Origin of the sequence: Kitasatospora sp. NPDC057518 (assembly GCF_042802075.1) — a bacterium.
In the GTDB taxonomy this organism is placed as follows: domain Bacteria; phylum Actinomycetota; class Actinomycetes; order Streptomycetales; family Streptomycetaceae; genus Kitasatospora.
This window is the reverse complement of record NZ_JBHVEU010000090.1, coordinates 1-23,974: the sequence shown is the minus strand read 5'-3', so window position 1 is coordinate 23,974 and position 23,974 is coordinate 1. Positions and strand designations below refer to the sequence as shown.

At 74.0% G+C, this 23,974-nt stretch carries 19 protein-coding genes and 1 pseudogene; 12 read left to right on the top strand and 8 right to left on the bottom strand.

Going from position 1 to position 23,974, the window contains the following annotated elements:
* Nucleotides 1–18: 18 nt before the first annotated feature.
* A pseudogene (locus ACFU7Z_RS12320) lies at nucleotides 19–411 on the bottom strand (transglycosylase family protein); the annotation flags it as partial.
* A gap of 483 nt (nucleotides 412–894) precedes the next feature.
* On the opposite strand from ACFU7Z_RS12320, the gene ACFU7Z_RS12315 reads away from it, so the two are divergent.
* The 4 genes from ACFU7Z_RS12315 (at nucleotide 895) to ACFU7Z_RS12300 (ending at nucleotide 5,826) form a co-directional block, all read left to right on the top strand.
* A complete protein-coding gene (locus tag ACFU7Z_RS12315) occupies nucleotides 895–1,488 on the top strand; it encodes a universal stress protein (protein WP_079272610.1) in 594 nt (197 codons plus the stop codon).
* A 125-nt stretch (nucleotides 1,489–1,613) separates the two neighbouring features.
* The gene (locus ACFU7Z_RS12310) at nucleotides 1,614–3,068 is read left to right on the top strand and encodes a PLP-dependent aminotransferase family protein (protein ID WP_380777475.1); all 1,455 of its coding nucleotides are present in this window, start codon (nucleotides 1,614–1,616) and stop codon (nucleotides 3,066–3,068) included.
* A 163-nt stretch (nucleotides 3,069–3,231) separates the two neighbouring features.
* The gene (locus ACFU7Z_RS12305) at nucleotides 3,232–3,747 is read left to right on the top strand and encodes a hypothetical protein (protein WP_380777474.1); all 516 of its coding nucleotides are present in this window, start codon (nucleotides 3,232–3,234) and stop codon (nucleotides 3,745–3,747) included.
* Nucleotides 3,748–4,419: 672 nt separating this feature from the next.
* Nucleotides 4,420–5,826, top strand: coding sequence for a family 2B encapsulin nanocompartment shell protein (locus ACFU7Z_RS12300; RefSeq protein ID WP_074004908.1), 1,407 nt, complete (start codon nucleotides 4,420–4,422; stop codon nucleotides 5,824–5,826).
* Between the two features lie 896 nt (nucleotides 5,827–6,722).
* Here ACFU7Z_RS12300 and ACFU7Z_RS12295 read toward each other — a convergent pair.
* Complete coding sequence (locus tag ACFU7Z_RS12295; protein ID WP_380777473.1) at nucleotides 6,723–7,439, bottom strand: hypothetical protein; 717 nt, start codon at nucleotides 7,437–7,439, stop codon at nucleotides 6,723–6,725.
* Between the two features lie 240 nt (nucleotides 7,440–7,679).
* Here ACFU7Z_RS12295 and ACFU7Z_RS12290 point away from each other — a divergent pair, with 240 nt between their 5' ends.
* Together ACFU7Z_RS12290 and yidD are read left to right on the top strand one after the other, a co-directional pair.
* Nucleotides 7,680–8,447: a DUF4239 domain-containing protein gene (locus ACFU7Z_RS12290; protein ID WP_049660896.1), complete on the top strand. Its 768-nt coding sequence runs from the start codon at nucleotides 7,680–7,682 to the stop codon at nucleotides 8,445–8,447.
* A 148-nt stretch (nucleotides 8,448–8,595) separates the two neighbouring features.
* On the top strand, nucleotides 8,596–9,153 hold the full coding sequence (gene yidD, locus ACFU7Z_RS12285) for a membrane protein insertion efficiency factor YidD (RefSeq protein ID WP_259317003.1): 558 nt from the start codon (nucleotides 8,596–8,598) through the stop codon (nucleotides 9,151–9,153).
* A gap of 112 nt (nucleotides 9,154–9,265) precedes the next feature.
* On the opposite strand, the gene ACFU7Z_RS12280 is transcribed toward yidD, so the two are convergent.
* Nucleotides 9,266–11,620: a glycosyl hydrolase family 18 protein gene (locus ACFU7Z_RS12280; RefSeq protein ID WP_380777472.1), complete on the bottom strand. Its 2,355-nt coding sequence runs from the start codon at nucleotides 11,618–11,620 to the stop codon at nucleotides 9,266–9,268.
* 302 nt (nucleotides 11,621–11,922) lie between these two features.
* On the opposite strand from ACFU7Z_RS12280, the gene ACFU7Z_RS12275 reads away from it, so the two are divergent.
* Nucleotides 11,923–12,654, top strand: coding sequence for a class I SAM-dependent methyltransferase (locus ACFU7Z_RS12275; protein ID WP_380777471.1), 732 nt, complete (start codon nucleotides 11,923–11,925; stop codon nucleotides 12,652–12,654).
* Nucleotides 12,655–12,705: 51 nt separating this feature from the next.
* Nucleotides 12,706–13,806, top strand: a complete 1,101-nt coding sequence (locus ACFU7Z_RS12270) for a hypothetical protein (protein ID WP_380777470.1) — start codon at nucleotides 12,706–12,708, stop codon at nucleotides 13,804–13,806.
* Here the strand turns inward: ACFU7Z_RS12270 and ACFU7Z_RS12265 are convergent.
* Nucleotides 13,803–16,046, bottom strand: coding sequence for a hypothetical protein (locus tag ACFU7Z_RS12265; protein ID WP_380777469.1), 2,244 nt, complete (start codon nucleotides 16,044–16,046; stop codon nucleotides 13,803–13,805). The genes ACFU7Z_RS12270 and ACFU7Z_RS12265 overlap by 4 nt on opposite strands.
* Before the next feature lie 411 nt (nucleotides 16,047–16,457).
* Between ACFU7Z_RS12265 and ACFU7Z_RS12260 the strand changes: the two genes are divergently transcribed.
* On the top strand, nucleotides 16,458–17,045 hold the full coding sequence (locus tag ACFU7Z_RS12260; protein ID WP_049656177.1) for a TerD family protein: 588 nt from the start codon (nucleotides 16,458–16,460) through the stop codon (nucleotides 17,043–17,045).
* 241 nt (nucleotides 17,046–17,286) lie between these two features.
* On the opposite strand, the gene ACFU7Z_RS12255 is transcribed toward ACFU7Z_RS12260, so the two are convergent.
* Entirely contained in the window at nucleotides 17,287–18,747 is a 1,461-nt protein-coding gene (locus ACFU7Z_RS12255; RefSeq protein ID WP_310593228.1) for a lytic transglycosylase domain-containing protein, read from the bottom strand.
* Nucleotides 18,748–19,237: 490 nt separating this feature from the next.
* Here ACFU7Z_RS12255 and ACFU7Z_RS12250 point away from each other — a divergent pair, with 490 nt between their 5' ends.
* Together ACFU7Z_RS12250 and ACFU7Z_RS12245 are read left to right on the top strand one after the other, a co-directional pair.
* Nucleotides 19,238–19,648: a hypothetical protein gene (locus ACFU7Z_RS12250; protein WP_143204668.1), complete on the top strand. Its 411-nt coding sequence runs from the start codon at nucleotides 19,238–19,240 to the stop codon at nucleotides 19,646–19,648.
* A gap of 18 nt (nucleotides 19,649–19,666) precedes the next feature.
* Complete coding sequence (locus tag ACFU7Z_RS12245; protein ID WP_380777468.1) at nucleotides 19,667–19,975, top strand: hypothetical protein; 309 nt, start codon at nucleotides 19,667–19,669, stop codon at nucleotides 19,973–19,975.
* Between the two features lie 14 nt (nucleotides 19,976–19,989).
* Here ACFU7Z_RS12245 and ACFU7Z_RS12240 read toward each other — a convergent pair whose 3' ends face one another.
* From ACFU7Z_RS12240 to ACFU7Z_RS12230, 3 genes are all read right to left on the bottom strand, one after another.
* Entirely contained in the window at nucleotides 19,990–21,609 is a 1,620-nt protein-coding gene (locus ACFU7Z_RS12240) for an alpha/beta hydrolase (RefSeq protein WP_380777467.1), read from the bottom strand.
* A gap of 130 nt (nucleotides 21,610–21,739) precedes the next feature.
* Nucleotides 21,740–22,381, bottom strand: a complete 642-nt coding sequence (locus tag ACFU7Z_RS12235) for an NAD(P)-dependent oxidoreductase (protein ID WP_380777466.1) — start codon at nucleotides 22,379–22,381, stop codon at nucleotides 21,740–21,742.
* 55 nt (nucleotides 22,382–22,436) lie between these two features.
* The gene (locus tag ACFU7Z_RS12230; RefSeq protein ID WP_380777465.1) at nucleotides 22,437–23,360 is read right to left on the bottom strand and encodes an EamA family transporter; all 924 of its coding nucleotides are present in this window, start codon (nucleotides 23,358–23,360) and stop codon (nucleotides 22,437–22,439) included.
* A gap of 111 nt (nucleotides 23,361–23,471) precedes the next feature.
* Here ACFU7Z_RS12230 and ACFU7Z_RS12225 point away from each other — a divergent pair, with 111 nt between their 5' ends.
* Nucleotides 23,472–23,969, top strand: a complete 498-nt coding sequence (locus tag ACFU7Z_RS12225; RefSeq protein WP_375873748.1) for a MarR family winged helix-turn-helix transcriptional regulator — start codon at nucleotides 23,472–23,474, stop codon at nucleotides 23,967–23,969.
* Nucleotides 23,970–23,974 lie beyond the last annotated feature (5 nt).

The window sequence follows — 23,974 nt, the reverse complement described above, 5'->3', positions numbered from 1 at the left end:
CTCGTGGCCTACGTCTTACTTGCTCAGACCGGCCTTGACGGAGCAGACCGGCCAGGCGCCGGGGCCCTGGGCGGCGAGGACCTTCTCGCCGATGGCGATCTGCTGGTCCTTGCTGGCCTGGTGGGCCTGCGCGGCGTAGGAGGTGCCACCGAAGGCGGCCCAGGTGCTCTGGGTGAACTGCAGGCCGCCGTAGAAGCCGTTGCCGGAGTTGATGGCCCAGTTGCCGGTCGCCTCGCAGGCGGCGACCTTGTCCCAGACCGTGGCCGGCGCGGCGGAGGCGCTGGTGGCCGTGACGAGGCCGGCCACGGGCAGGGCGGTGATCGCCCCGGCCATCAGAGCCATCCGGACGCGGTTGCGGCGCTTCGGGGTGGCAGTGGTGGTGGCAGCGGCGGTCTCGTTACGGAAGGTCATGGAGTTCCTTTCGGAGGGGTCTGCGAGCGCGCGGAACCAGGCCCTCGGAAGGCCGTCGGTTTCGGGGACACGTCACTCGCGTGGTCCTGCACCGTTCTGCCCGGGGGCGGTTGGCCCGGCCGGAGCGGATCGCTCGGTGCAACGGGTTCGAAGTTACGGGGGTGGACGGGGCGGTTTCAAGGATCCGAAGGTTTAGCCACGTCAGAGGGGTGTTACCGCGCGTAAGGATCAAGGAAATATGGCGATTTCGCCCGATTTGCCACCATTTCCAAGATCAAAAAGCCCCGGGAAGTGGCCCGCGCCACTCCGAACCCGCCCCGGAACCGGTGTGAGGCCGCCCACACGGTCGACAGCGTGTGACGGTCGGCCAGCCGCCGGTGCCGGTTCCGCCGCCGCGGCCGCCCGCCCGGGTGGCCCGCGCCACAGCCCTCACCCGGAGTGCCCCCTGCCGTCACTCCCGGTGGCGGGCATAGCCTCGGCCCCATGAGCAACGACAGCGATGCAGCGGACACGGCGGACGCGGGAGAGGCGGCCGCCGGTGCGGGAGGGGCGGCCGACGCCGGTGCGGGAAGGGCCGCCGCGGCGGGGGTGCCGATCGGCGCCGAGGAGCACGAGGCCGCGGCCGCGCCCGCGGGCTTCGAGCTGGGCACCGACGGCCCCAGCGTGGTGCTGGCCGGCCTGGACGGCTCCGACTCCTCCTGGCGCGCCACCGCCTACGCCGCCGGACTGGCCCGCCGGCAGGGCGCCGTCCTCGCGGTGGCGTACGTCCAGCCGATCCTCGGCGCCGCGACCGCCCTGGCCGGAGCCGTGGTGGAGGAGACCACCCAGGAGATCGCCGAGGAGCTGCTGGCCGCCCTGCGCGAGGCCGAGCACCGGGTGCGCGAGGTGTGGAAGGTGGAGTGGCGCTTCCTGACCATGCGCGGCGACCCGTACACCGGCCTCGCCAAGCTCGCGGACGAGCTGCGTGCCGACGCCGTGGTGGTCGGCGTCTCCGAGCAGGCCGGGCACAAGGTGATCGGTTCGGTGGCGGTCCGGCTGGTCAAGGCGGGCCGCTGGCCGGTCACCGTCGTCCCGTAGGCGCATGCCCCCAGCCTGAGGTGCGTGCCCTGAGCTGCGTGCCCCGGGCCTGAGGCGCGTGCCCGATCCGGGGCCGGGTAGCCGCCCGAAGGGGGCCGGAGCGGCGGCCGGTAGGGTGCGTGACCATGACGGACACGCGGGGCACGCACCCCTCCGAGCCCGCCCACCCGACCGGCAGTGACCTGCACCTCGACCTCCCCGCCACCGGGGGCCGGCGTGCCGCGCTGATGACGGCCCTGCGCGAGGCGATCCGCAGCGGCAGACTGGCCCCCGGCACCCGGCTGCCGCCCTACCGCGCCCTCGCCACCGACCTCGGCCTGGCCCGCAACACCGCCGCCGAGGCCTACGCCGAACTCGTCGCCGAGGGCTGGCTCACCGCCCGGCAGGGCTCCGGCACCACCGTCGCCGAACGCGCCGAGCCCGTCCCGAGCGGCCGGGCCCGCCGGCCCTCCCGCCGCCCCGGCCCCACCCACGACCTGCGCCAGGGCCAGCCCGACGCCTCCTCCTTCCCGCGCACCGCCTGGCTCGCCGCCGCCCGCCGGGCCCTCACCGCCGCCCCCAACGAGGCGTTCGGACCCGGCGACCCCCAGGGCCGGCGCGAACTGCGCACCGTCCTCGCCGACTACCTCGCCCGCGCCCGGGGCGTGCGCACCGACCCCGACCGGATCGTGGTGTGCTCGGGCTTCGCCCACGCGCTGCGGCTGCTCTTCGACGGTGCCGCGCCCGTCCTGCCGCCCGCCGAGCACGGCCCGCTGGCCGTCGAGGCGTACGGGCTGGGCTTCCACCGCGGGCTGCTGGCCGCCGCCGGCGTCACCACCGTTCCGCTGCCGATCGACGAACGGGGCGCCCGGACCGGCGAGTTGGCGAACCACCCGGACGTCCGGACGGCGCTGCTCACCCCCGCCCACCAGTTCCCCACCGGCGGCCCGCTGCACCCGGGCCGCCGCGCCGCCGTGGTGGACTGGGCGCGCGGGCGCGGCGGGCTGGTCCTGGAGGACGACTACGACGGGGAGTTCCGCTACGACCGCCAGCCGGTCGGCGCCCTCCAGGGGCTCGACCCCGAACGGGTGGTCTACCTCGGCAGCGCCAGCAAGAGCCTCACCCCCGCGCTGCGGCTCGGCTGGATGGTGCTGCCCGACCACCTGGTGGACCGGGCGCTCGCCGCCAAGGGCGAGCGCGAGGGCTGGGTCAGCGCCCTCGACCAGCTGACCCTCGCCGAGTTCATCGACTCCGGCGGCTACGACCGGCACGTGCGCCGGATGCGCCGCCGCTACCGCGAGCGCCGGGACGAGCTGGTGGCCGCCCTCGCGGCCCGCGCCCCGCACGTCGAGGTGTCCGGCATCGCGGCCGGCCTGCACGCGGTGCTGCGCCTGGAGCCGGGCACCGAGCGCTCGGTGCTCAAGGCCGCCGCCTACCGGGGCCTGGCCGTCGAGGGGCTCGCCGACTACCGGCACCCGGCGGTCGGGGAGGAGGCGATGCCCGCCGTCGACGGCCTGGTGGTGGGCTACGCCACGCCGCCGGACCACGCCTACCCGGCGGCGCTCGGCGCGCTCTGCGACATCCTGCCGCCGTGCGGGTGAGGGCCGCCCTCGGGAGCAGCGGCGAAGGATAGGCCCCCGGGTGCGCCCGTGGGGGCGGAACGAGAGCGGCCGGTGCGGGGTGTCCGCTCGCCGCTCCTGCGTCGGTACGGACCCGGGCCGAGGAGCACAACCCCGGCGGAGGCGGGGCCTACGCTCCTTGGTCATGCGCAGAACACATCCGCGTCGCGCCGCGCTCGCCGCGTGTCCGGCCCTCGTCGTCGGTCTGCTCCTCTCCGCCGCCCCTGCCGCCCGGGCCGACGGACAACTGCCCCTCACGGCCGTCTCCGACAAGCAGACGACGGTCCGGGGGAGCGAGTTCACCGTCACCCTGACGCTCACCAACCCGTACGACACCCCGATCCAGTTCGTCTACCAGAGTGTCCAGGAGACCTACGCCACGAGTCTGGAGACCGGGCTGAAGTTCACCGCGACCGCCTGCGGCACCCAGACCAACGGGTGCAGTGACAACGTCCACGGCGGCATCGCCCGCTACAACGTCCCACTCGCCCCCGGTGCCAGCAGCGCCTTCACGGTGACGTACGCCGTCGCCCCCGATTCGGCCTGCGGTCCCGGCACCCGGATCGACCTCTACTCCTACCTGTACTACGAGTACAAGGGCGGTGAGGCCAACAACTCGGGCATCGTCGGCATCCCTGGCACCCAGGTCGCCTGCGCCTGACCCGCCCGCCCCGACCGGCCTGCCTCACCGGCCTGGTCACCGGCCTGGTCACCGGCCTGGTCCGCCTGACCCGAATGACCCGCCTGACCCGAATGGTCCGACCGGCCCACCGGTGTCATCGGCGGAGCACCACAGGCGCGCACCGTCCTCTCCGGCGCAGACGCCCACCGCACACCCCCCGTTCACCCGTCAGGTGCTGGCCTCCCCCGTGCCGGTACCTGACGGGCCGTTCGCGTTTCCCGTGGTCGGCCGCAGGGAGCGGCGGTCGGAGCCCGGCGGCGCGCGGGTGTCCGAACCGCCGGGACGGTGCGTCGGGTTGACGCCGGACGGTGGTCTCCGGGCCGTCCGGCAGGGCCCCGACCGGGGTGGAAAGGCCGTTGGCCGCAGGGGGATCGCCGGGGCGAACGGATGTTCCCGGAGTTTGCGGGGAGATGGGGGCGGACCGGGCAAGATTCACCCTATCGGGGGGTAGTGAGCCTTCGTTCGGGCTCCGTCGGGTCCTGATGATCTAGGGTTCCGGGTGGGCCGCCGGGAGACGGTGGTCGCCTTCTCGCGTAAATCGCCAACGCCCCCACCGATAAACGGATCTGATGATCCGTCATGGCATGCGTCAGGGCGGGCCGCTGTGCCCCTGGACGTGTGACCCGATCACAGGAATGGAGAGCCCTGCCGATGACCGTGGACACGAGCCCGGAGGCAGTGCAGGCCAAGCAGCAGAGCCTTGCGACGGCTGCTGCCCGGAACCTTGCCACCACGACCAAGTCCGCACCGCAGATGCAGGAGATCACCTCCCGCTGGCTGCTCAAGGTGCTCCCCTGGGTCCAGGCGGCCGGTGGCGCCTACCGCGTCAACCGTCGGCTCACCTACGCCGTGGGCAACGGGGTGGTGGAGTTCATCAAGACCGGCTCCCAGGTCCGGGTGATCCCGGCCGAGCTGGGCGAGCTGGCCCTGCTGCGCGGCTACGAGGACGAGGACGTCCTCACCGCCCTGGCCGACCGCTGCCAGCAGCGGGACTTCGGCCCCGGCGAGGTGCTCACCACCCAGGGCGAGGCCGCCGACAAGATCTTCCTGATCGCGCACGGCAAGATCAACAAGATCGGCACCGGCAAGTACGGCGACGACACCGTGGTCGGCGTGGCCGGCGACGGCGACCGCTTCGGTGACGACGCGCTGCTGAACCCGGACGCCGTCTGGGAGTTCACGGCCAAGACCGCCACCTCCGGTGTCGCCCTGACGCTGACCCGGGCGGACTTCGCCGCCATCCGGGACAACGCGCCCAGCCTCCAGGAGCACCTCCAGGGCTTCCTGGCCCTGCCGCTCCAGGCGCAGAACGAGCGCGGCGAGGCCGAGATCGCCATGTCGGCCGGCCACCACGGCGAGTACGAGCTGCCCGGCGCCTTCGTGGACTACGAGCTCAAGCCGCGCGAGTACGAGCTGAGCGTCGCGCAGACCGTCCTGAAGGTCCACACCCGCGTCGCGGACCTGTACAACCAGCCGATGAACCAGACCGAGCACCAGCTGCGGCTGACGATCGAGGCCCTGCGCGAGCGCCAGGAGCACGAGATCGTCAACAACCCGGAGTTCGGCCTGCTCAACAACGCCGACTTCGACCAGCGCATCCAGACCCACTCCGGCCCGCCCACCCCGGACGACCTGGACGAGCTGCTCAACCGTCGCCGCGACCCCGACTACCTGCTCGCCCACCCGCGGACCATCGCCGCGATCGGCCGGGAGTTCAACGCCCGCGGGCTGTACCCCACCCACGTCGACCTCGGCGGGCAGCAGGTGCCGGCCTGGCGCGGGGTGCCGATCCTGCCGTGCAACAAGATCCCGATCACCAAGGAGAACACCAGCTCGATCCTGGTGATCCGTACCGGTGAGGACAACCAGGGCGTCATCGGCCTGCACCAGACCGGCCTCCCGGACGAGTACCAGCCCTCGCTGTCGGTCCGCTTCATGGGCATCGACGAGAAGGCGATCATCTCGTACCTGGTCAGCGCCTACTACTCGGCCGCCATCCTGGTGCCGGACGCGGTCGGCGTGCTGGAGAACGTGGAGATCGCCCACCGCCGCAGCTGAGCGCGCAGAACGGTGAGCGCGGGCCGTTACCGGTCGGCTCGATGATCGTTTGACCTGATGACGGACGGCCCGCCCCCTGAAGGCGGGCCGTCCGCCTGACCGTGTCTGATCACTTCTGGTCGTACCCGATGGAACTTCCGTCGGGAACGCGACCGTACTCGACCTTTCCGCCCGTTCTGCCCGTCTTGCCCGTTCCTTCGCGGCCGGTCGGCCCGAGCCCGTTCCGTCCTCCCCGGACGATCCGAGAGGTGTGTGGAGCCCATGCCCCAGCGTCGGCAGATCTGCCGGATACCGTCCGGCGTCGCTGGGGGTGCGGCCCCCGGACGGCGGGTACGGCTGATCGGCGCGGCGGCCGGCGTGGTCGCGATCTGCGCGCTGGTCGGCGGTGCGACCGCGTCCGGCGCCGGGCATCCCGGGGGGTACCCGCACGGCCCGGTGGTGGACATCTGCGTGTGCGACGAGACCGACCTCTCGATGTCGGTGCGGCCGGGCGGACAGGTGACCGTCGGCGTGGACGTGGACGTGGACGTCCAGGTCGGCGTCGGCGCCGCGCCGGGCGTCGGTCCGGGGCACCACGGGCCCAAGCCCCCGCACGGGCACCACCCCTGCCGCACACCCAAGCCCGCCCCGAAGCCCACCGCGCCGCACTTCCCCTCGCCCCAGTTCCCCTCGGCGCACGTCCCGGCACCGTCCGTCTCGGCGCCGTCCTTGTCCTCGCCGCCCTTCTCCTCGCCCTCGCGTCCGGCGGGGCTGCGGAGCGAGCCCGGACGGCCGGTCGAGGGGCAGGGTGGCCCCGGGCAGCTCGGGCCGGGCCACGACGACGGCGATGACGACGAGTACGACGACGGGTACAGCGACGACGAGTACGGCGACCACGGCTGGCACCACCATCACCATCACCACCACCATCCGTGCCCGAGCCCCAGTCCGAGCCCGAAGCCCACACCGAGCCCGACGCCGACCCTCACCCACACGCCCAGCCCGACGCCCACTCCGACGCCAACTCGGACTCCGACCCGCACCCCCACACCGACCGCCACGCCGTCGCCGACTCCCACGCCGTCGCCGACTCCGAGCCCCACGCCGAGTCCGAGCGCGAGCCCGAGTCCCACGCCGAGTCCGAGCGCGAGCCCGAGTCCCACGCCGAGCGCGAGCCCGAGTCCGAGCCCTACCGCCACGTCGTCGCCGACCTCACCGTCCCCCAGCCCGACGCCGTCCCCCAGCCCGACGCCGTCCCCCAGCCCGTCGCCCGCGTCGCCCGCACCTTCGGCGTCCCCGGCTCCTTCGGTCCCGCCCTCCGTGCCGCCGTCGGCACCCGCACCGGGGCCCTCCCCGGCCGCCCCCGCGCCGGCGACCCCGGCCCCGGCGGCGCCCGCCCCCGCACAGGCCCCGCCGCTCCCCGTTTCGGCGGCTCCCGCGCCGGCGGTCCCGAGCCCGGCCGCGCCCGGTCCGGCGGCCCCCAGCCCCGCGGCCTCGCCGAGTTCGGCCCGTCCGAGCCCGCTGTGGCCGACCCCGTCGGCGCAGCCGGTGTTCCACGCCCCCAGGGCGAAGCCCGCGCCCATGGCCCGGCAGCACCAGGGCACCTCGATGACCACCATGCTGCTGGTGATCATGGTCCCCGGTGTGCTCGCGGCGGCGGCCCCGCGCCCGGGCCGTGGTGGCCGAGGACGCGGCGGCCGTTCGGGCCCGTCCTGACCGTCCCCTGACGGCCCGCCGACCGGTTCCCGGTCGGCGGGGGCCCGTCCTACCGCCCGGTCCCGAACCGAACCGAACCCGAGCGGGCCGAAGCGGTCGGGGGCCGCCCCCTTGAGCTTTCCGTTCCGTCACAAGCCAAGCCAGAGAAGGGAGTTCCCATGTCCGAGTGGGTGGCGTTGATCATCGCCATGGCGTCGGCCTGTGCCGTCGTGATGGCGGTGGTGGTGCTGAGGCAGCGCCGACCGATCGAGGAGAGTGCCGACGAGACCCCGGATGTCATCGAGTACATCACGATGATGATCGGGGTGGTCTACGCGATCGTCCTCGGTCTCGCCATCGCGGGTGTCTGGGAGGCGCGCGGCGCCGCCCAGGACGACCTGTTCCGCGAGGCGCAGTCGCTGCGCGAGATCAGCGACCGTGCGGTGATCTACCCGGCGGAGTTCCGCGACCAGGTCCGGGCCGACGTGGACACCTACGTCTCGTACGTGGTGAACACCGAGTGGTCCTACATGCAGGAGACCGGTGGCATCACCGAGAAGGGCGACCAGCTGCTCCAGAAGCTCCAGAACGACATCGCCACCCGCTCGCCCGCCTCCGACCTGGAGTCGCAGGGCTACCAGCCGATCATGGACCGGGTCAGCCAGGCGTCCGAGTCCCGCAACTCGCGCGGACAGAACGCCGGGCCGACGATGCCCGGGGTGGTCTGGTTCGGCCTGATCGGGGGTGCGGTGGTGACCGTCGGCATGCTCTTCGCGCTCCAGATCCGGCGCACGCCGAGGGAGTTGACCCTGGCGCTCTGCTTCAGCGTGCTGATCGCCTTCCTGCTGTTCATGATCTGGGACTTCGACAACCCCTTCTCCCGGAGCGTCTCGGTGACCACCCAGCCGTTCGAGGACCTCTTCCCCTCGCTCAACCTCGGCGGCTGAGCCGGTCTCCGGCCGCTGCTCGCCGGTCGCGGGCCGCTGCTTGCGGGCCGCCGGCCGCCGGGCGGATCCGGGCAGATGATCTTCGGATAATCTTGCCCGGATCGTCGGGGGTCGGCCCCCGGCGGAGAGAACGAGGAGATCGTCAGCAGTGTCCGACCCGACGCCGGATCTCGGCGCCCACTTCCCGCCGGCCCGCCCGGAGCGCGCCTGGTGGTGGCTGCCCGCCTCGGAACGGCTCCGGCGGAAGAAGCAGCGGCGGGCCTGGGAGGACTACCGGGAGCGCTACCGCAAGGAGGACCACGCCAAGGCCCAGCGGCGCAAGCGCGCCCGGGACGAGGGCGCGGACTGCTGCGTCGACGGCTGCTGCGAGTTCGCCGACCCCTGCCTGATCGCCCTGATCCCGGTGATGATGGCCTCCGGCGTCCGGTTCGCCCTCACCGGGGCGCGCGGTCGCCGGGCGGCCGATCCGTCCGCCCCAGCCCCGCGCGGGTTCGCGGCCGGGGTGCTGTACGGCGCGGTGCGCTACTACCGCGCCGAGGTCAGCCCCCGCCGTCCGGCCTGCTGCCCGTACACGCCGTCCTGCTCGACCTACGCGGTGCGGGCGCTGCACCGGCACGGTGCGCTGCGCGGGGCCCGGCTGACCGCCGGGCGGCTGCTGCGCTGCCGCCCGGGCGCGGGCGGGGCGGACCCGGTGCCGCCGCGCTGAGCCGCGGCCGGCCGGGTCGCGATGGCCGAGCCCGGGACGGGAAGACCGCGGATGGCCCGCGCGGAGTCTCCGCGCGGGCCATCGCTCATTCCTGACGAAGCATGACGAAACGTCAGCGAAGGCTGCTGTCCATCGAGTTGAGCATGGTGCCGGAGGCGTCGTCGTTCTCCAGGGAGAAGGCGAACAGCCCGCCCAGGCCCTTGGCCTTGGCATAGGCCCCGCGCGCCTGGACGGCCTGCGGGGTGTCACCGGTCCAGAAGTTGGTGCCGTCGTAGACCCAGCTGCTCTCGGTGACCGGGTCCCAGTGGGTCTGGGCCGCGGTCGGGTTGAGCTCCTTCCAGGCGGCCAGGCCGGCCTCCTGGCTCAGCGGCTTCTTCGCCGTCGGGCCGGTCGCGCTCTGGTACAGGCCGTAGTTGGAGCCGGCCGGGACGCCGGTCCAGCCGCGCCAGTAGAACGGGATGCCCAGCACGATCTTGTTCGCGGGGAAGCCGCCGGGGATGCCGTACTCGGGCAGGCCGGTGGTGTACGCGGCGAGCGTGGTGTCCACGTTGTACTTGCGGGTGCCCGGGGTGATCGGCGTGGTCGGGTCGGCCGGGCTGTCGTGCAGCGGGTCCTGGTGGTTGGTCGGGCCGGTGGCGTCCCACGCGCCGTGCATGTCGTAGGACATCACGTCCGCGTAGTCCAGGTAGGCGCCGATCTTGTCGGTCTCCAGCTGGGCGACCTTGTCCTGGCCGCTGGGCAGTGCGGCGGTCAGCAGGTAGCGCTTGCCCTGGGCGGCGCCGAGGGCGTCCAGCTGGGTGCGGAACTCCTTGAGCAGCAGGGTGTAGTTCTGCTTGTCGGCCGCGGAGTAGTGGTTGCCGGTGTGGCCGCCGGCCGAGCCCGGGTACTCCCAGTCGAGGTCCACGCCGTCGAAGAGGCCCGCCGCCGAGGCCGCGCCGCCGGAGGCGTCACCGGCCACGCCGGTCGGCAGGTTCCCCTTGAGGAACATGTCGACGCACGAGGAGACGAAGGCCTTGCGGGAGGAGTCGGTGGCCGCCGCGTCGGAGAAGTACTTGGAGTACGTCCAGCCGCCGATCGAGATGGTGAACCGCAGGTTCGGGTACTTGGCCTTCAGCTGGCGCAGCTGGTTGAAGTTGCCCTTGAGCGGCTGCTCCCAGGTGTCGCTGCTGCCGTCCACGCTGGTGGCGGAGCTGTAGTCGGCCTGGTAGTCGGCGTAGGCGTCGCCCGCGCCGTCACCGGCGTTCGGGTTGGACTCGTTGGCCGAGTCGGAGGCCTTCACCGCCTGGAAGCAGGTGAACTTCGTCGGGTCGATGTTGGCGAACGCGTAGTGGACGACGTCCAGCTTGCCCGCCGCGCCGCTGGTGTCGACGTTCTTGGCGTTGTACGCGTTCTCGTAGACGCCCCACTGGTCGAAGTAGGCGGAGCGGATCGGCTGCTGGGCGGGGGCGGCCGCGGTCGTGGTGCTCACCGGCGCGGACTGGGCGGAGGCGTGGCTGCCGGAGTAGCCCTGGACGCTGAAGGTGTAGCTCCTGCCCGGCAGCAGCGAGCTGACCGCGACGGAGGTGCCCATCGAGGTGGCGACCAGCTGGCCGTTGGACCACACCTTGTAGGCGACCGGGCCGTCGCCGCTGGTGAGGGTGGACGGCTGCCAGGTGAGCACCACCGCGTTGGAGGTGGTCCTGGTGACCGCGAAGCCGGTCGGGGTGGTGACCTTGCCGTCCCCGGCCGGGCCGCTCGCGGTGGCCGTCGGGGTCGGGGTGGTGGTCGTGGGGGTGCCCGTCGGGCTGCCGGTCGCCGTCGGGCTCCCGGTGGGGCTGCCGGTGGCGGTGGGGCTCGCGGTGGCCGTCGGGCTGGCCGTGGCGGTCGGGCTGCCGGTGGCCGTCGGGCTGGTGGACGAGGTGGGGCCGGCCGGGCCGGTCAGCGTGAGGTCGTCCGCGTAGTAGGTGCCGGTGCCGTACCAGCCGTGGGTGAAGACCGTGACGGAGGTGGTGGTGGCGCCGGTGGTGAAGGTGGTGCTCAGCTGGTTCCAGCCGGTCGCGCCCGGCGTCCAGGCCGAGGAGTTGACGCCGGTGCCGGTGGCGCCCAGGTAGACGTAGCTGCCCTGCACCCAGCCGGCCAGGGTGTACGTGGTGTTCGGCTGGACGGTGACGGTCTGCTGGCACTGCGCGGTGTCGCCGGCCGAGGCGGCGCCGGCGAGCGCGCGGCTCCCGCCGTGCACCGGGGTGGTGACGACCGAGCCGTTGGAGCAGGTCCAGCCGGCCAGGGTGCCGGTCTCGAAGTCGCCGTTGGCCAGCAGGTTGACCGGGGCGGCCGAGGCGGAACCGAAGGTGAGGGCGATGGCGGCGCCGCTGGTGGTCAGCGTGGCGGCCAGGGCCAGTGCGGTGGCTCTTCTGCGCTGGGCGGCCCGGCGGTCGGCGCGCTCCCCGGCGGGGTGGGCGGGCCGTGCGGGCGTGACGCGGTCGTGCATGCGGTGGGTCCTCCGGATGTGTGGGGGGTTCCGGCGGTGCGGTGGCCCGGGACGGGCCGAGGGGAGCCGGCCCGGGCGCGGTGGGGGCGCACGGGCTGGTGACGCGTGCTGACGAGCGGTGTGCGGACGAGCGGAGTGCGGACGCGACGGGCGGCCGACCCGTGCACGTCACGACTGAACAGATTGGACTGGACCAATATTCGCCGTCAAGGGTGTCCGCCCGCTGGACCGTTCCCTGCCGGGGCGGCGGCGGCCCGGTAGGTTGGCCGGTACGAGCAGGCCCGTCGAACGGAGGACGCGCGATGGACAGCCAGGACTGGGACGACCGCTACGCCGCGAGCGAGCTGGTGTGGGGTGCCGCGCCCAACCGGTGGGTGGTCCGCGAACTGGCCGGGCGCACTCCCGGCCACGCGCTGGACCTGGCCGCCGGAGAGGGCCGCAACGCGATCTGGCTGGCCGCCCAGGGCTGGGAGGTCACCGGACTGGACTTCTCCGCCGTCGCCCTGGAGCGCGCCGAACGGCTCACCGCCGAGCTGCCCGACGAGGTCGCCGACCGGCTCACCTGGCGCCACGGCGACGCCCGCGCCTACGAGGCCCCCGCCGCCGGCTACGACCTCGTCCTGGTCGCCTACCTGCAGATCCCCGCCGCGGAGCGCCGGGCCGCGCTGCGCCGCGCCGCCGACGCGCTCAGCCCCGGCGGCACCCTGCTGGTCATCGGGCACGACCTGAGCAACCTCACCGAGGGGGTCGGCGGCCCGCAGGACCCGGCCGTGCTCTTCACCCCGGAGGACGTCCTGGCGGACCTCGCCGACCGCGGGCTGCGCACCGTCCGCGCCGAGCGGGTGCACCGGACGGTCGGCGGCGAGCCGGGCCACAAGGGCGCTGCGGGCGCCGAGAGCGCCGAGCGCGTCGAGGGCGCCGAGGCGAACGAGGGCGGCCCGGGCAGCCGGGTCGCGGTGGACGCGCTGGTGCGGCTGGAGCGGCGGTTGACGGGCGGGGGCGCCGGCGGGGCCTGCCGGACGGCTGCGCCCTGATCCGCCTGGCGGCGTACGACAACTGACGACTCGTCAACTAGCTTGTGGGGCATGAGGACTCGCATGCTCCCGGCGGTCTTGGCTGCCGCCGTGCTCCTGGCCGGCTGCGGCAGCTCGGGCTCCGGTTCCGAGGAGGAGCCGGCGCCCGGACCGACGGGTGCGCCGTCGGCCGGCGGGTCGTCGACCGGCGCGGCCCCGACCGGCGCGGCCCCGAGCGGCACCTCCCCGAGTGGGGCCGAGCGCCGCGCCGACGGTGCCCGGCTGCTCTACCGCGCCGGGGGCGGCCACAGCGCGCAGAACCCGGCGTTCGCCCCGGACGGCCGCTCGGTGCTGCTGACCGAGTTCAGCGGGGGCTACAACAAGGGCGCCGCCGCCCTCGGCATCCTGCCCCTGGACGGTGGCGCGCCGCGCACGGTGTTGGAGGATCCCGACAAGGCGGCCGTCAACCTCCCCGGCAGCAGCTGGAACGCCGCCGCCGACGCCTTCGCCTTCGCCACCGACCGGGAGTCCGGGCACGACGAGGTCTGGCTGATGAAGCCGGGCGGCGCCCCCGAGCGGGTGACCAGCCACGCCGACGGCAGCGGTTACAGCGAACCGAGCTTCTCCCCGGACGGCGAGTGGATCGTCTTCCAGCAGAGCTGGGAGCCGGAGCACGCCGCGGTGCACGGCGACGCGGCCGAGCAGGACTCGCTCTGGAAGGTCCGCCGCGGCGGCGGCGCGCCCGTCCTGCTGGTGGACGGCCGGGGCACCGGATCCGACAACCGGCAGCCGAACTGGTCCCCGAAGGGCGACCGGATCGTCTTCCAGCGGCGGAGCGCGGGCCGCGAGGACTGGTCGCTGTGGACGGTGGACGCGGACGGCGGCGGACTGCGGCGGGTCACCGACGCGCCGGGCGAGCACACCGACCCGAGCTGGTCCCCGGACGGCCGCTTCCTGGTCTTCTCCTCCAACCTCGGCGACCTGCCGAACGCCCAGGTCTTCGTGGTGGACGCGGGCGGCGGCACTCCCGTCCGGGTGACCCGCGACGACACCGCCTACGACGGCGCGCCGAGCTGGTCCCCGGACGGGCAGTGGATCGCCTTCGAGTCCGCCCCGGGCGGCGAGGCCAACCCCGCCGCCCTCTGGCGCATCCAGGCCCCTGGAAACCGCTAGGCGGTGGTGATCGTCACCACCGAGTACTGGGCGACGGTCAGCGGCACGCTGACCGTCGCGCCGGTGACGGTGTACGGGACGGCCTTGGGCGCCGGGTCGGTGCCGTCCGGGCTCGCGGCGGTGACGGCGGTGACGCCCGCCCCGGCCGGGAGGGCGTAGGAGAGCGTGCAGTTGGCGGGTGCGCTGCGGAACGCCGCCGGGGTGTCGCCGAAGTTGGTGAAGTTCACCAGGTGGACGACGGTGTCGGCGCCGAGCCGCCGGGCGTCCAGGAAGATCCGGCGGTCCCCGGCGAGGGTGACCGCCGGCGGGGCGGCCTGCTGGACGGCGGTGAGCAGCTGGTCCGCCGAGGCCTGGTCGGTCTTGGTGAGGTAGCTCAGCCCGGGCAGTGCCTTGACGTACCAACAGCTTCCGCTGCCGTAGGAGTTCCGCTTGCCGGTGGGAAGCGGGTCGGCCTTGCGCAGGCCGAGCACGTCGGAGAGCGCGAACTCGGTGCGCTGGCCGCCGAGTTCGTCCAGCGCGGTGGGTGCCGGGCCGGTGATCACGATGGTTCCGCCGGCCGAGACGAAGCCGCGCAGCAGCGCCGCCTCGGTGTCCGAGACCGCCTGGAGGTTGGGCAGCAGCAGCACCTTGAACCGGGCCAGGTCGTCGGCGGTCAGGCCGGGGCTGGACACCGTGTCGAACGGGACGTGGGCGTAGACCAGTGCCTTGACGGTTCCCCGGAACTCGCCGAGCCAGGGGAGCGAGGCGCAGCTCATCTGCGGGTCGTCGCCGCCCCACCAGTCGGCGATCCCGGCCGGGGCCTTGGCGTTGACGTACATCCCGTTGCCCTCGCCCGGGGCCACGTAGTCCCGGGACGGCGCCGAGTGGTAGACGCCGACCTGCGCGATCGAGGCCGGGTCGTAGAGCTTCGTCTGGTTGGTGCGCACGAAGCGGTACATCCGGGTGCGCATCGCGGCGTCCACGGTGTCGTTCTTGAACGGGGTCTTCACCTCGTACGGGTTGCAGCCGGCCGCGATCAGCTGGGACATCACCAGCGAGGCGTCGTCGGCCTGCCAGCCGTAGGAGAACGCCCAGGCCGGCTTGGTGCCGCTGGCGGCGCGGGCGTACTTGTACATGGAGATCAGGCAGACCCAGTCGGAGGCGGTGGCGTGCCGCATGCCGTCGTAGTTGCCGAGGATGTCCACCTCCCAGACCTGGCTGACCGCGCCGGGGGCCTGGCGCAGGTAGCCGCCGTCCAGGCCGATCGAGGTGGCGTAGCGGTAGTCCATCGACACGGTCTCGACGAAGGTGACCAGGTCGGGGTTGACCGAGCGGCCCGCGTCGGCGATGTCCAGCTGGAACTGGAGCAGGTTGCGGTGGCGCCACTCGACGTAGCGGCGGAAAACCGGGTCGGCGAAGTTCGCGGCCGTGGGCAGGGCGAGGCCGGTGTCGGCCTTGAACGCGGCGGCGCCCCAGGTGGAGGCGTCGCACCAGGACTGCACGCCGTCGAAGTAGATCGGGACGTCCGGCCAGATGCCGTCCACGCCGGTCGCGGCCACGCCCTTGATCCGCTTGAGGTAGTAGTCCCGCCAGGGCGAGTTGGGGCTGAGCCAGACGCTCTCGTCGCCCGGGTCGACCCAGACCACCACGCTGCCGTAGAACACGTTGGGCTTGCCGGCGAGGTCGCGCTGGACCCAGTTCTTGCCCTGGTCGTTCTTGTAGAAGGAGCGGCCCTTCTCACCGCCGGGGGAGATCAGCTCCAGCGACGGGTAGTACATGACGACCTTGAGGCCGGCGGCGTGGGCCAGGCCGGTGAACTGCTTCACCTCGGCCATGTGCGCGGCGAACTGGGCGTCGGTGAGCCAGTCGGAGAGCAGGGTGTCCAGCTCGATGACGCTGACCTCCTGCGCCTTGAGGGCGTCCACGGCGCTCTGCATGTCGGCGGGCTCGTTGAAGGTGCCGTCGGCGATGCGGGCGTAGCGGGCCCAGTCCGGCCAGGTCTGCGCGGCGGTCCCGGGGGCGGCGGCCAGGTGGGAGGTGGGCCACTGGCCCTGGTACTCCGAGTTTCCGTAGTCCTCGGCCGCGGCCGGTGCGGGCGGCGGCCCGGCGGCCCAGGCGGCGCCGCCGTTCAGCAGCCGGACGGTGGCCAGCGCGCCGCCGGCGCCGAGGCCGGCCCGGAGCAGTCTGCGGCGGCCGAGGCGGGATCCCCCCGGGCGTTCGGGGGTGGTGTGCTGTTCGGTTCCTTCGTGCTGCTCGGGCATGGTGGTCCCCCCAGCGTGAGCGGGCCGGCGCGGGTCGGCCTGGCCCGGGAACGGTCGTGAGCACTGCGAGTGGTGAGCACGGTGGATCGTGGGCACTGCGAGTGGTGAACACGGTGGGTCGTGGGCACGGTGGATCGTGGCGTACGGCGATCGGTGCGCGGACGGCGCGCCGTGGTTGCCGGCGGCGGTCCCGGGGCCGACCCTAGACCGTGCGCCGCCCCGGTCGTCCGGTCGCGGTCCACGGCTACGCCAGACGTCTGACCGCCGGTTCCCTCAGTGTGCGGACCGTTGTCGGGGTGAGGTCCGGGGGAGTTCGGGGTAGGGGTGCTCGCAGGGCGCCGTCGATGATCATAAATTCTCTACAGTGCTGTAGATTCGCGGCACGGGCGGTGGCAGAACGAGGAGGACGCGATGAGCGTTTCGCTGGCCAAGGGACAGAAGATCAGCCTGGAGAAGCCGGGCGGTGGACAACTGAGCCTGGTCCGGATGGGCCTCGGCTGGAAGGCGGCGGAGCGCAAGGGCTTCTTCGCCAAGCTGCTCGCCGCCGGCCGGGAGATCGACCTGGACGCCTCGGCGGTGCTGTTCGCCCAGGGGCGTCCGGTGGACGTGGTGTTCTTCCAGCACCTCAACAGCAACGACGGCTCGGTCCGGCACAGCGGGGACAACCTGGTCGGCGGCGCGGGCGACGCGACCGACGACGAGTCGATCACGGTCGACCTGACCGCCGTCTCCGCCGAGGTCGACCAGATCGTCTTCACCGTCAACTCCTTCACCGGGCAGACCTTCCAGGAGGTCGAGGCGGCCTTCTGCCGGCTGGTGGACGAGACCACCGGCGTCGAGCTGGCCCGCTACACGCTCACCGCCGGCGGCCCGTACACCGCCCAGGTCATGGCCAAGGTGCAGCGCACGGCCACGGGTTGGCAGATGACCGCGATCGGCCAGCCGGCCAGCGGGCGGACCTTCCAGGACTTGATGCCGGAGCTGGTCAAGCACCTCTGATTCGCTGCGGCGGGTGCCCGGCGCTGCCGGCGTCAGTGGACGTCGCGGCGCCGGAGCCCGGCCGGGGCCGTTGCGCGCGGGGAGGAATCCGTTGATCGGGGCGGGCCGTGGTTCGGTGAACGCCGGCCGTCGCCCGGCGCTTCCGGGTGGTCGGGGCGGACAACGGCGCGGCCGTGAGGCAGTGACCGGCAGCGCCGGTTGAGCGGGGCGCGGTTCCTCAGGAGGAACCGCGCCCCTTTGCTCACTTCGTCGGGGCGGCCGACGGCGAGAAGGCGGCGCTGGGAGTGGTGCTGGGCGCGCCGCTCGGGGTGTCCGTCGCGGTCGGGGTGGGGGTGGGGCAGCCCGGGAGGGGCGTCGCCGTCGGGGTGCCGGTGGGCGTGGCGGCCGGGGAGGGGGAGCCCGTCGGGGTGGGCGTGCCGGTGGGGGTGGCCGTCGGGTCCGGGCAGCTGGTGGGCGTACCGGTCGGGGTGCCCGTGGGCGTACCGGTCGGAGTGGTGGTGGGCGTGCCGGTCGGCGTCGCCGTCGGGGAGGCGCCGCCGCTCGGGGTGGTCGTCGGCGTCGCCGACGGCGAGGTCGAACCGCCGGGCGTGGGCGTGGCGGTGGCGCTCGGGGTCGTCGTCGGCTGGGGGCTCGGCGACTGGTCCGGCGTCGGCGTGACCGGTGCGGGCGGCTGCGGCTCCGTGGTGGGCGTGCCGCCGGTGCCCGTGCCCGAACCGCCGGTGGGCAGGCCCGGGAGGTACGGCGAGGGCAGTGGGGCGGGCGGCACCGGGGAGCCCGGACGGTTCGGGACGGTGGTCACCGTGCCGCTGCCGTAGTGCGCCATCCAGTTGCGCACCGTCCGCAGGTACTCGCCGGAGTTGTTGTAGCTGAGTATCGCCCGGTCGAGCTGCGCCGGGTCGGCGAGGTCGCGTCCGCCCGCGCACAGGTAGCGGCCGGCGCTCTCGGCGGCGTCGAAGATGTTGTTCGGGTCGGCTTTGCCGTCGCCGTTGGCGTCCACGCCCCAGGAGGCCCAGGTGGAGGGGATGAACTGCATCGGCCCGACGGCGCGGTCCCAGCGGGCGTCGCCGTCGTAGCGGCCGCCGTCGCTGTCGGGTATCGCGGCGAAGCCGTTGCCGTCCAGGGCCGGGCCGAGGATCGGCGTCAGCGTCGTGCCGGCGGCGTCCACCTGGCCGCCGTTGGCCTGGCCGGACTCGACCTGGCCGATCGCGGCGAGCAGCTGCCACGGCAGGTGGCAGCCCGGCGAGCGCTGCGCCAGCGAGGCCTCGGCCTGGCGGTAGGCGGCGAGCACGGTGGCGGGCAGCGCGGGGCCGGTGGCCGCGAACGGGCCGGCCGAGGGCAGGCCGGGCAGGGTGCCGGGAGGCTGCGGGAGCTGGACGGTGCCGCCGCCGTCGGCCGGCACGCCGGTGCCGAAGGTGCCGGGGAGGTCCGTCGAGGGGCCGCCGCCGGGCAGGTAGCGGCCGGCGCCCTGATCGGCGGCGCCGTTCGCCGGACCGGCGTCGGCGACCGCGGCCGGGGCGAGCCCGATGCCCGTCACCTGAGAGCCGGTCAGCGCGGCCAGCGCGGCGAAGGCCGCCGCCGTCCCCGTGACCCGCTTGCCTATCCGGACCTTCCGCCCGTCCTTGGCCTTGCCGATCCGCACCGTCATCCGCTGCCCCTCCCCGTTGCCGTCCGGACCCTTCCGGAACGGTTGAGCTGTCGTCATCGTGCCCGTCCAGCCGAGGACCGGGCCCGCCGCCGCCACGATTAGTATCACGACGATCTGACAGGGACAGGGTGACCGGGAGGCGGACCGGAGCCCTCCGAGGGGTTAACTCGGCACCTCAGCGGGGGTGCGGCCGGGCGCCGTGCCGTCCGGCCGCCTGTGCCGCCTTCCGCTTCCCGACCGCGACCCGGCGGCAACTCCCGTTCCGGTACGGAGAGTTGACCGAGGGGCCAACACCGGTGGGACGGGCGCTCCCGGGCGCCGGACCGGCGGTTCGGGGCACGGGGGTGGTGCGTCCGCGGCGTTTCGGGCCCCCCGGCGCCGCCCGCTGCCGCCCCTGCTGACCTGCTGGAACGTCGGAGGGCGTCGGTGGCGCCTCTACCAGGAAGGACGTCGGGACGCCAGGGCGCGACCCCGACTCGGCCCTGGACGGGTGACGTTCTGGTGAAAATGGGCATGCCAGGAATGACTGCCCGGCATGCTGTGCCGCGTGATGATGCGGATGGAGGTCCAGACCGTGAGCCCGAACCTGCCGGAGACCCTCGCCGAGGGGACGGTCGTCCTGCCGGCTCCCCCTCGGGTGGTGGACGACCTGGCCCGTGACCTGACCCAGGCCGCCGCGGCCGTCCGGGCGGTGTCGCGCACCCGCCGCTCCGGTGGGGACGTCGCGGTCGCCGCGTACACCGCCGTGGTGTGCACCGGGCGGTCCCCCGCCGGCGTCCTGGAGGAGGCCGCCGCCTGGTGCCGGCAGGCCCCCGAGGCCGAGGTGCACTCGCTGGCCTGGGCGCGGGTGCCGGGACACCGCGAGGACGTCCACGAGTACCGCGTCACCATGGCCGTCAGCTTCCCCGACGACGAGACCGGCGAGCACGTCGGGGACACCCACCACGCCTACCGCTGACGCCGTATCATCGCCCTCATGACCGAGGGGGGTACGAACGAGATGACGAAGGACCCGACCGCCGACCCGGACGGCACGGCCGCGGGGGAGCACGCCGACGGCCCGCGGGAGCTCTCACGGGCCGCCGCCGTCGTGGTCACCCTGCTCGCGGCGCTGTTCGGCGCCGCGGTCCTGCTGGCCGTGTTCCACTGGCTGGGGTGGGGCGTCCCGTGGGTCGGCTGGATCGTCGCCAAGGCCGGGATCAAGCTCGCCGTCGGAGGGTTCGCCGGGCTGGCCGTCGGCTTCGCCTGGCTCCGGGGCAGACTGCGGGCGCGGCCCCGGAACTGACCGGGCGGCCGGTCTCAACCGGCCTGCGGGGAGGGGCAGGTGAGGTCGCGCCCCGGTGCGGTGCCGTCCAGCAGGTAGCGCTCGACCACCGCGCTGACGCAGGTGTTGGACGTGGGGTACTGGCCGTGGTCGCCGCTCCCGGTGACGGTGACCAGCCTGGAGCCGCGCAGCGCGCGGTGGGCGCCGAGCGCCGCCTCGTAGTAGGTCGCCGGATCGTGCACCGAGTTGAGCATCAGCGTGGTCGGCAGGTGGGCGCCGGTCACCGTGACCTTGGGCGCCGGGGCGACCGGCCAGGCGGCGCAGACCGCGCTGAAGGCGAGCGTCCGGGCCCCGGCCAGCGGCCAGCGGGCGGTGTTCTCGGCGCCGCGCTCGATCCAGCTGCCCAGGTCCCTGGTCCACGGGGTGTCGTTGCAGGTCACCGCGAAGTACTCGGCGAGGAACTCCGGGCTGAGGTAGCTGTTGAAGGCCTTCGCGGCCGCCGCCCTGGTCGCCGGCGCGGCGCCCTGCCAGTCGTCGACGGTGGCCAGGATCCCGGCCAGGTCGGGGAAGTTGGCCGCCCGGTAGATCGCCGACATGGTGAGGCTGTCCAGCTGGTTCGGGCCGATCGTCACCGGGCCCTCGACGATGGGGGAGTCGTGCAGCGCGGCCCGCCGCTGCTCCCAGTGCGCCCGCACCTGCTCCGGCGTGGCGCCCCAGTGGTAGGTGGCGTCCCGGGCCGCGAGCCAGGGCACGAAGTCCTCGTCGAAGCGGCGCTGGAAGCTCATCGGCTGGCCCAGCTCGAAGGCCTCCCAGGTGCCGTCGAAGCCGATGTTGCTGTCCAGCACCATCCGTTCGACCCGGTGCGGGAAGAGCGTCCCGTAGTAGGCGCCGATCATGGAGGCGTAGGACGGGCCGTAGTAGCTGAGCCTGCGCTCGCCGAGCAGGCCGCGGAACAGGTCGATGTCGTGGGCCGTCTGCTCGGTGGTCAGGTAGGGGAGGAGGTCCCCGCTGCGCTCCTGGCAACCGGCGACCAGCTTCTTCGAGTTGGCGATGACCCGGTCGATCGCGGCGGGGGACTGGTCGCGGTAGTCGCCGGCCAGGAACTCCTGGAACTCCTCCGGGGTCTGGCAGACCGCCTTGGTGCTCTCGCCGACCCCGCGCTGGTCGAAGCCGACGACGTCGTACGCGGCGCCGAGCGCCGGGGCGGCGCCGGCCAGCCCGGCCGGGCGCAGCAGGCCCGAGCCGCCGGGGCCGCCGGCCGCCATCAGCAGGGTGCCCTTGCGCTTGGCCGGGTCGGTGGCGCGGTGCCGGGAGACGGCGATGGTCAGGTCGGCCCCGACGCCGGGGTGGTGCCAGTCGCGCGGGGCGGTCATGGCGGCGCAGTCCAGCGCGGGCTGCTGGGCGCAGGGCTGCCAGTTCAGGCTCTGGTGGGTGTACCGGGCGGGCGCCGGGTCGGCGTCGCCGGGGTCACGCCCGGTGGCGGCCCCCGCGGTGGCGGGCGCCGCCAGGCCGGCCAGCACAGCGGCGGCGACGGCCAGCACGGCACGGCGGCTGCGCCGGGCGCGCCGCGGGGCGGTCTCGGCGGGCCGGCTCCCGGCCTTGCTCCGGGTCTGGTTCTGGTTCTGGGCCGGGGTCTTGGTCACGGTCTCGGTCACAGGAACGATCATGTCCGGCCCCGGCCTGACGATCGATCACCCCCACTGCCGTCTTCGGGGTGGTGCTGAGTACACCCCCGCCGGGGCGGGGGTGCCAGGGCCTCGGGTGGTCGGGTGGATGGGCAGGTGGTCAGTAGGCGGCGGTGAAGCGGGACCGGTGGTGGGCGGGCCGCTCGGTCTCGTCGAGGAGTGCGACGGCGAGGTCCTCCATGGAGATCGCCGAGGTGCCGTCGGCGTCGACCAGCAGCTCGTCGCGGCCGGTCCGGAAGCGGCCGGTGCGCACGCCGGGCTCCAGCAGCGCGGCCGGGCTCAGGTACGTCCAGTCGGTGTCCGGGCCGGCGGCGCGGTAGAGGTCGAGCTGCTCGCCGCAGGCCAGGGCGATGGGCCGGATCGCGTCGGGGAAGCCGGGGCTGTCGACCAGCGTGGTCCCGCCGCCGCCCGGGACGAGCAGGCTGCCCGCGCCGCCGACGGCCAGCAGCCGCACGCCGGTGCCGGCGATCCCGGCGAGCAGGCCCTTGGTGGCGATGGCCAGCTCGTGCTCGCTGCCGGGCACCGGGCGGGTGGCGGTGACCACCGCGTCCTGTCCGGCCGCGATCCGGGCGACGTCCTCGGGCGCCCGGGCGTCGCCGACGACCAGGGTGACGGCGGGCGGCAGGTCGTGCGGCTTCGCCGGGTCCCGTACGACGGCGGTGACGTGGTGGCCGCGGGACAGGGCCTCGGCCACGACCCGGCGGCCGACGTTGCCGGTGGCGCCGAACACGGTGATGCGCATGGGGTACTCCCTGGAGGTGGTGGGAAAGGGGTGGGAAGGGTGGGGCAGGGCGGGGTCAGGCGTTCTCGCGGACGGGCCGCGGGGCGGCCGTCGGCCCGGCTCCGGGCGCGGACTCCGGTGCGGTGCGCGGCCGTTGGATCTGGGCGGCGAGCAGCGAGCCGAGCACGACCAGGGCGCCGAGCGCCTGGAGCGGGCTGAGGTCCTGGCCGAGCGCCAGCCAGCCGAGCAGGGTGGCGACGACCGGGCTGAGCAGGGCGAGGAAGGAGACCGAGGTCGGCGGCAGGGCGCGGAGCCCGCGGAACCAGAGCACGTAGGTGACGGCCGCGCCGATCAGGCAGAGGTAGGTGTAGCCGAGCACGTTGGCGAGGCTGTAGTGGGACGGTGGGGCGCCCTCGGTGAGGAGCGTGACCGGCACCAGCAGCAGTCCGCCGGCGGTGAGCTGCCAGCCGGTGGTGGCGAGCATCGGGGCGGGGGAGGCCCAGCGCTTGGAGAGGACGATGCCGGCGGCCATCACCACGGCACCGCCGAGCGCGGCGGCCACCCCGACCGCGTCCGGCTCGGCGTCGGCCCGCAGTACCAGCAGGCTGACGCCGGCGACGCCCGCGATCCCGGCCAGCACGGTGCGCGGGGTGAGCCGGTCGCCGAGGACCAGGGCCGAGAGCCCGGCGGTGACCAGGGGTTGGACGGCGCCGACGGTGGCGGCGATGCCACCGGGCAGGCGGTAGGCGGCGATGAACAGCAGCGCCTGGAACACCCCGATGTTCAGCGCGCCGAGGATCAGCGAGCGCCACCACCAACTGCCCTGCGGCAGGCGGCGGGTGAGGGCGATCAGGAGGAGTCCGGCGGGCAGGCAGCGGATGACGGCGGCGAGCAGCGGGCGTCCGGGCGGCAGGAGTTCGGTGGTGACCAGGTAGGTCGTGCCCCAGACCGCCGGGGCGAGGGCCGTCACCAGGACGAGGGCGAGGCGATTTCTTAGCACTAAGGCAATGTATCTCAGCGCTAAGGCATTCTTCGCCGCATCGAGTGAGTGACGTGGCTCACGGTTACCTCAGCGCTAAGGAATGTGGTCGGGATCGCCTACCCTGAACCCGTGGCAGATCATGTGGACCGCGTCGTCGCGCAATGGGGCACCGAGCGCCCCGACCTGGACGTCTCCCCGATGGAGGTGTTCGGCCGGCTCAAACGCCTCTACCGGCTGGTGGACACGGCGCTCAACCGCACCTTCGCCGAGCACGGGCTGGACGCCGCCTCCTTCGACGTCCTCGCCACCCTCAGGCGCAGCGGCCCGCCCTACCGCCTCACCCCCACCGGCCTGATGCGGTCCGCGATGGTCACCTCCGGCGCCATCACCCAGCGGCTGGACCGACTGGAGGCGCGCGGACTGGTCACCCGCGCCCGCAGCGACCAGGACGGCCGTAGCCGCGAGGTCGCCCTCACCCCCGAGGGCCGGGACCTGATCGACCGCGCGCTGCCCGACCACCTCGCCACCGAGTACCGCATGCTGGCGGGCCTCGACGAGGCGCAGCGGACGGCGCTCGTCGAGGTGATGCGCACCCTGCTGGCGGACCTCGGGGACAGCCCGGAGTAGTGCCC

What these genes read in the sequence shown, in the direction of transcription:
- ACFU7Z_RS12315 (WP_079272610.1), top strand. Translation starts at nt 895, where the DNA reads ATGAGCAACGACAGCGATGCAGCGGACACGGCGGACGCGGGAGAGGCG.
- ACFU7Z_RS12310 (WP_380777475.1), top strand. Translation starts at nt 1,614, where the DNA reads ATGACGGACACGCGGGGCACGCACCCCTCCGAGCCCGCCCACCCGACC.
- ACFU7Z_RS12305 (WP_380777474.1), top strand. Translation starts at nt 3,232, where the DNA reads ATGCGCAGAACACATCCGCGTCGCGCCGCGCTCGCCGCGTGTCCGGCC.
- ACFU7Z_RS12300 (WP_074004908.1), top strand. Translation starts at nt 4,420, where the DNA reads ATGACCGTGGACACGAGCCCGGAGGCAGTGCAGGCCAAGCAGCAGAGC.
- ACFU7Z_RS12295 (WP_380777473.1), bottom strand. Translation starts at nt 7,439, where the DNA reads ATGATCACCAGCAGCATGGTGGTCATCGAGGTGCCCTGGTGCTGCCGG.
- ACFU7Z_RS12290 (WP_049660896.1), top strand. Translation starts at nt 7,680, where the DNA reads ATGTCCGAGTGGGTGGCGTTGATCATCGCCATGGCGTCGGCCTGTGCC.
- ACFU7Z_RS12280 (WP_380777472.1), bottom strand. Translation starts at nt 11,620, where the DNA reads ATGCACGACCGCGTCACGCCCGCACGGCCCGCCCACCCCGCCGGGGAG.
- ACFU7Z_RS12275 (WP_380777471.1), top strand. Translation starts at nt 11,923, where the DNA reads ATGGACAGCCAGGACTGGGACGACCGCTACGCCGCGAGCGAGCTGGTG.
- ACFU7Z_RS12270 (WP_380777470.1), top strand. Translation starts at nt 12,706, where the DNA reads ATGAGGACTCGCATGCTCCCGGCGGTCTTGGCTGCCGCCGTGCTCCTG.
- ACFU7Z_RS12265 (WP_380777469.1), bottom strand. Translation starts at nt 16,046, where the DNA reads ATGCCCGAGCAGCACGAAGGAACCGAACAGCACACCACCCCCGAACGC.
- ACFU7Z_RS12260 (WP_049656177.1), top strand. Translation starts at nt 16,458, where the DNA reads ATGAGCGTTTCGCTGGCCAAGGGACAGAAGATCAGCCTGGAGAAGCCG.
- ACFU7Z_RS12255 (WP_310593228.1), bottom strand. Translation starts at nt 18,747, where the DNA reads ATGACGACAGCTCAACCGTTCCGGAAGGGTCCGGACGGCAACGGGGAG.
- ACFU7Z_RS12245 (WP_380777468.1), top strand. Translation starts at nt 19,667, where the DNA reads ATGACCGAGGGGGGTACGAACGAGATGACGAAGGACCCGACCGCCGAC.
- ACFU7Z_RS12235 (WP_380777466.1), bottom strand. Translation starts at nt 22,381, where the DNA reads ATGCGCATCACCGTGTTCGGCGCCACCGGCAACGTCGGCCGCCGGGTC.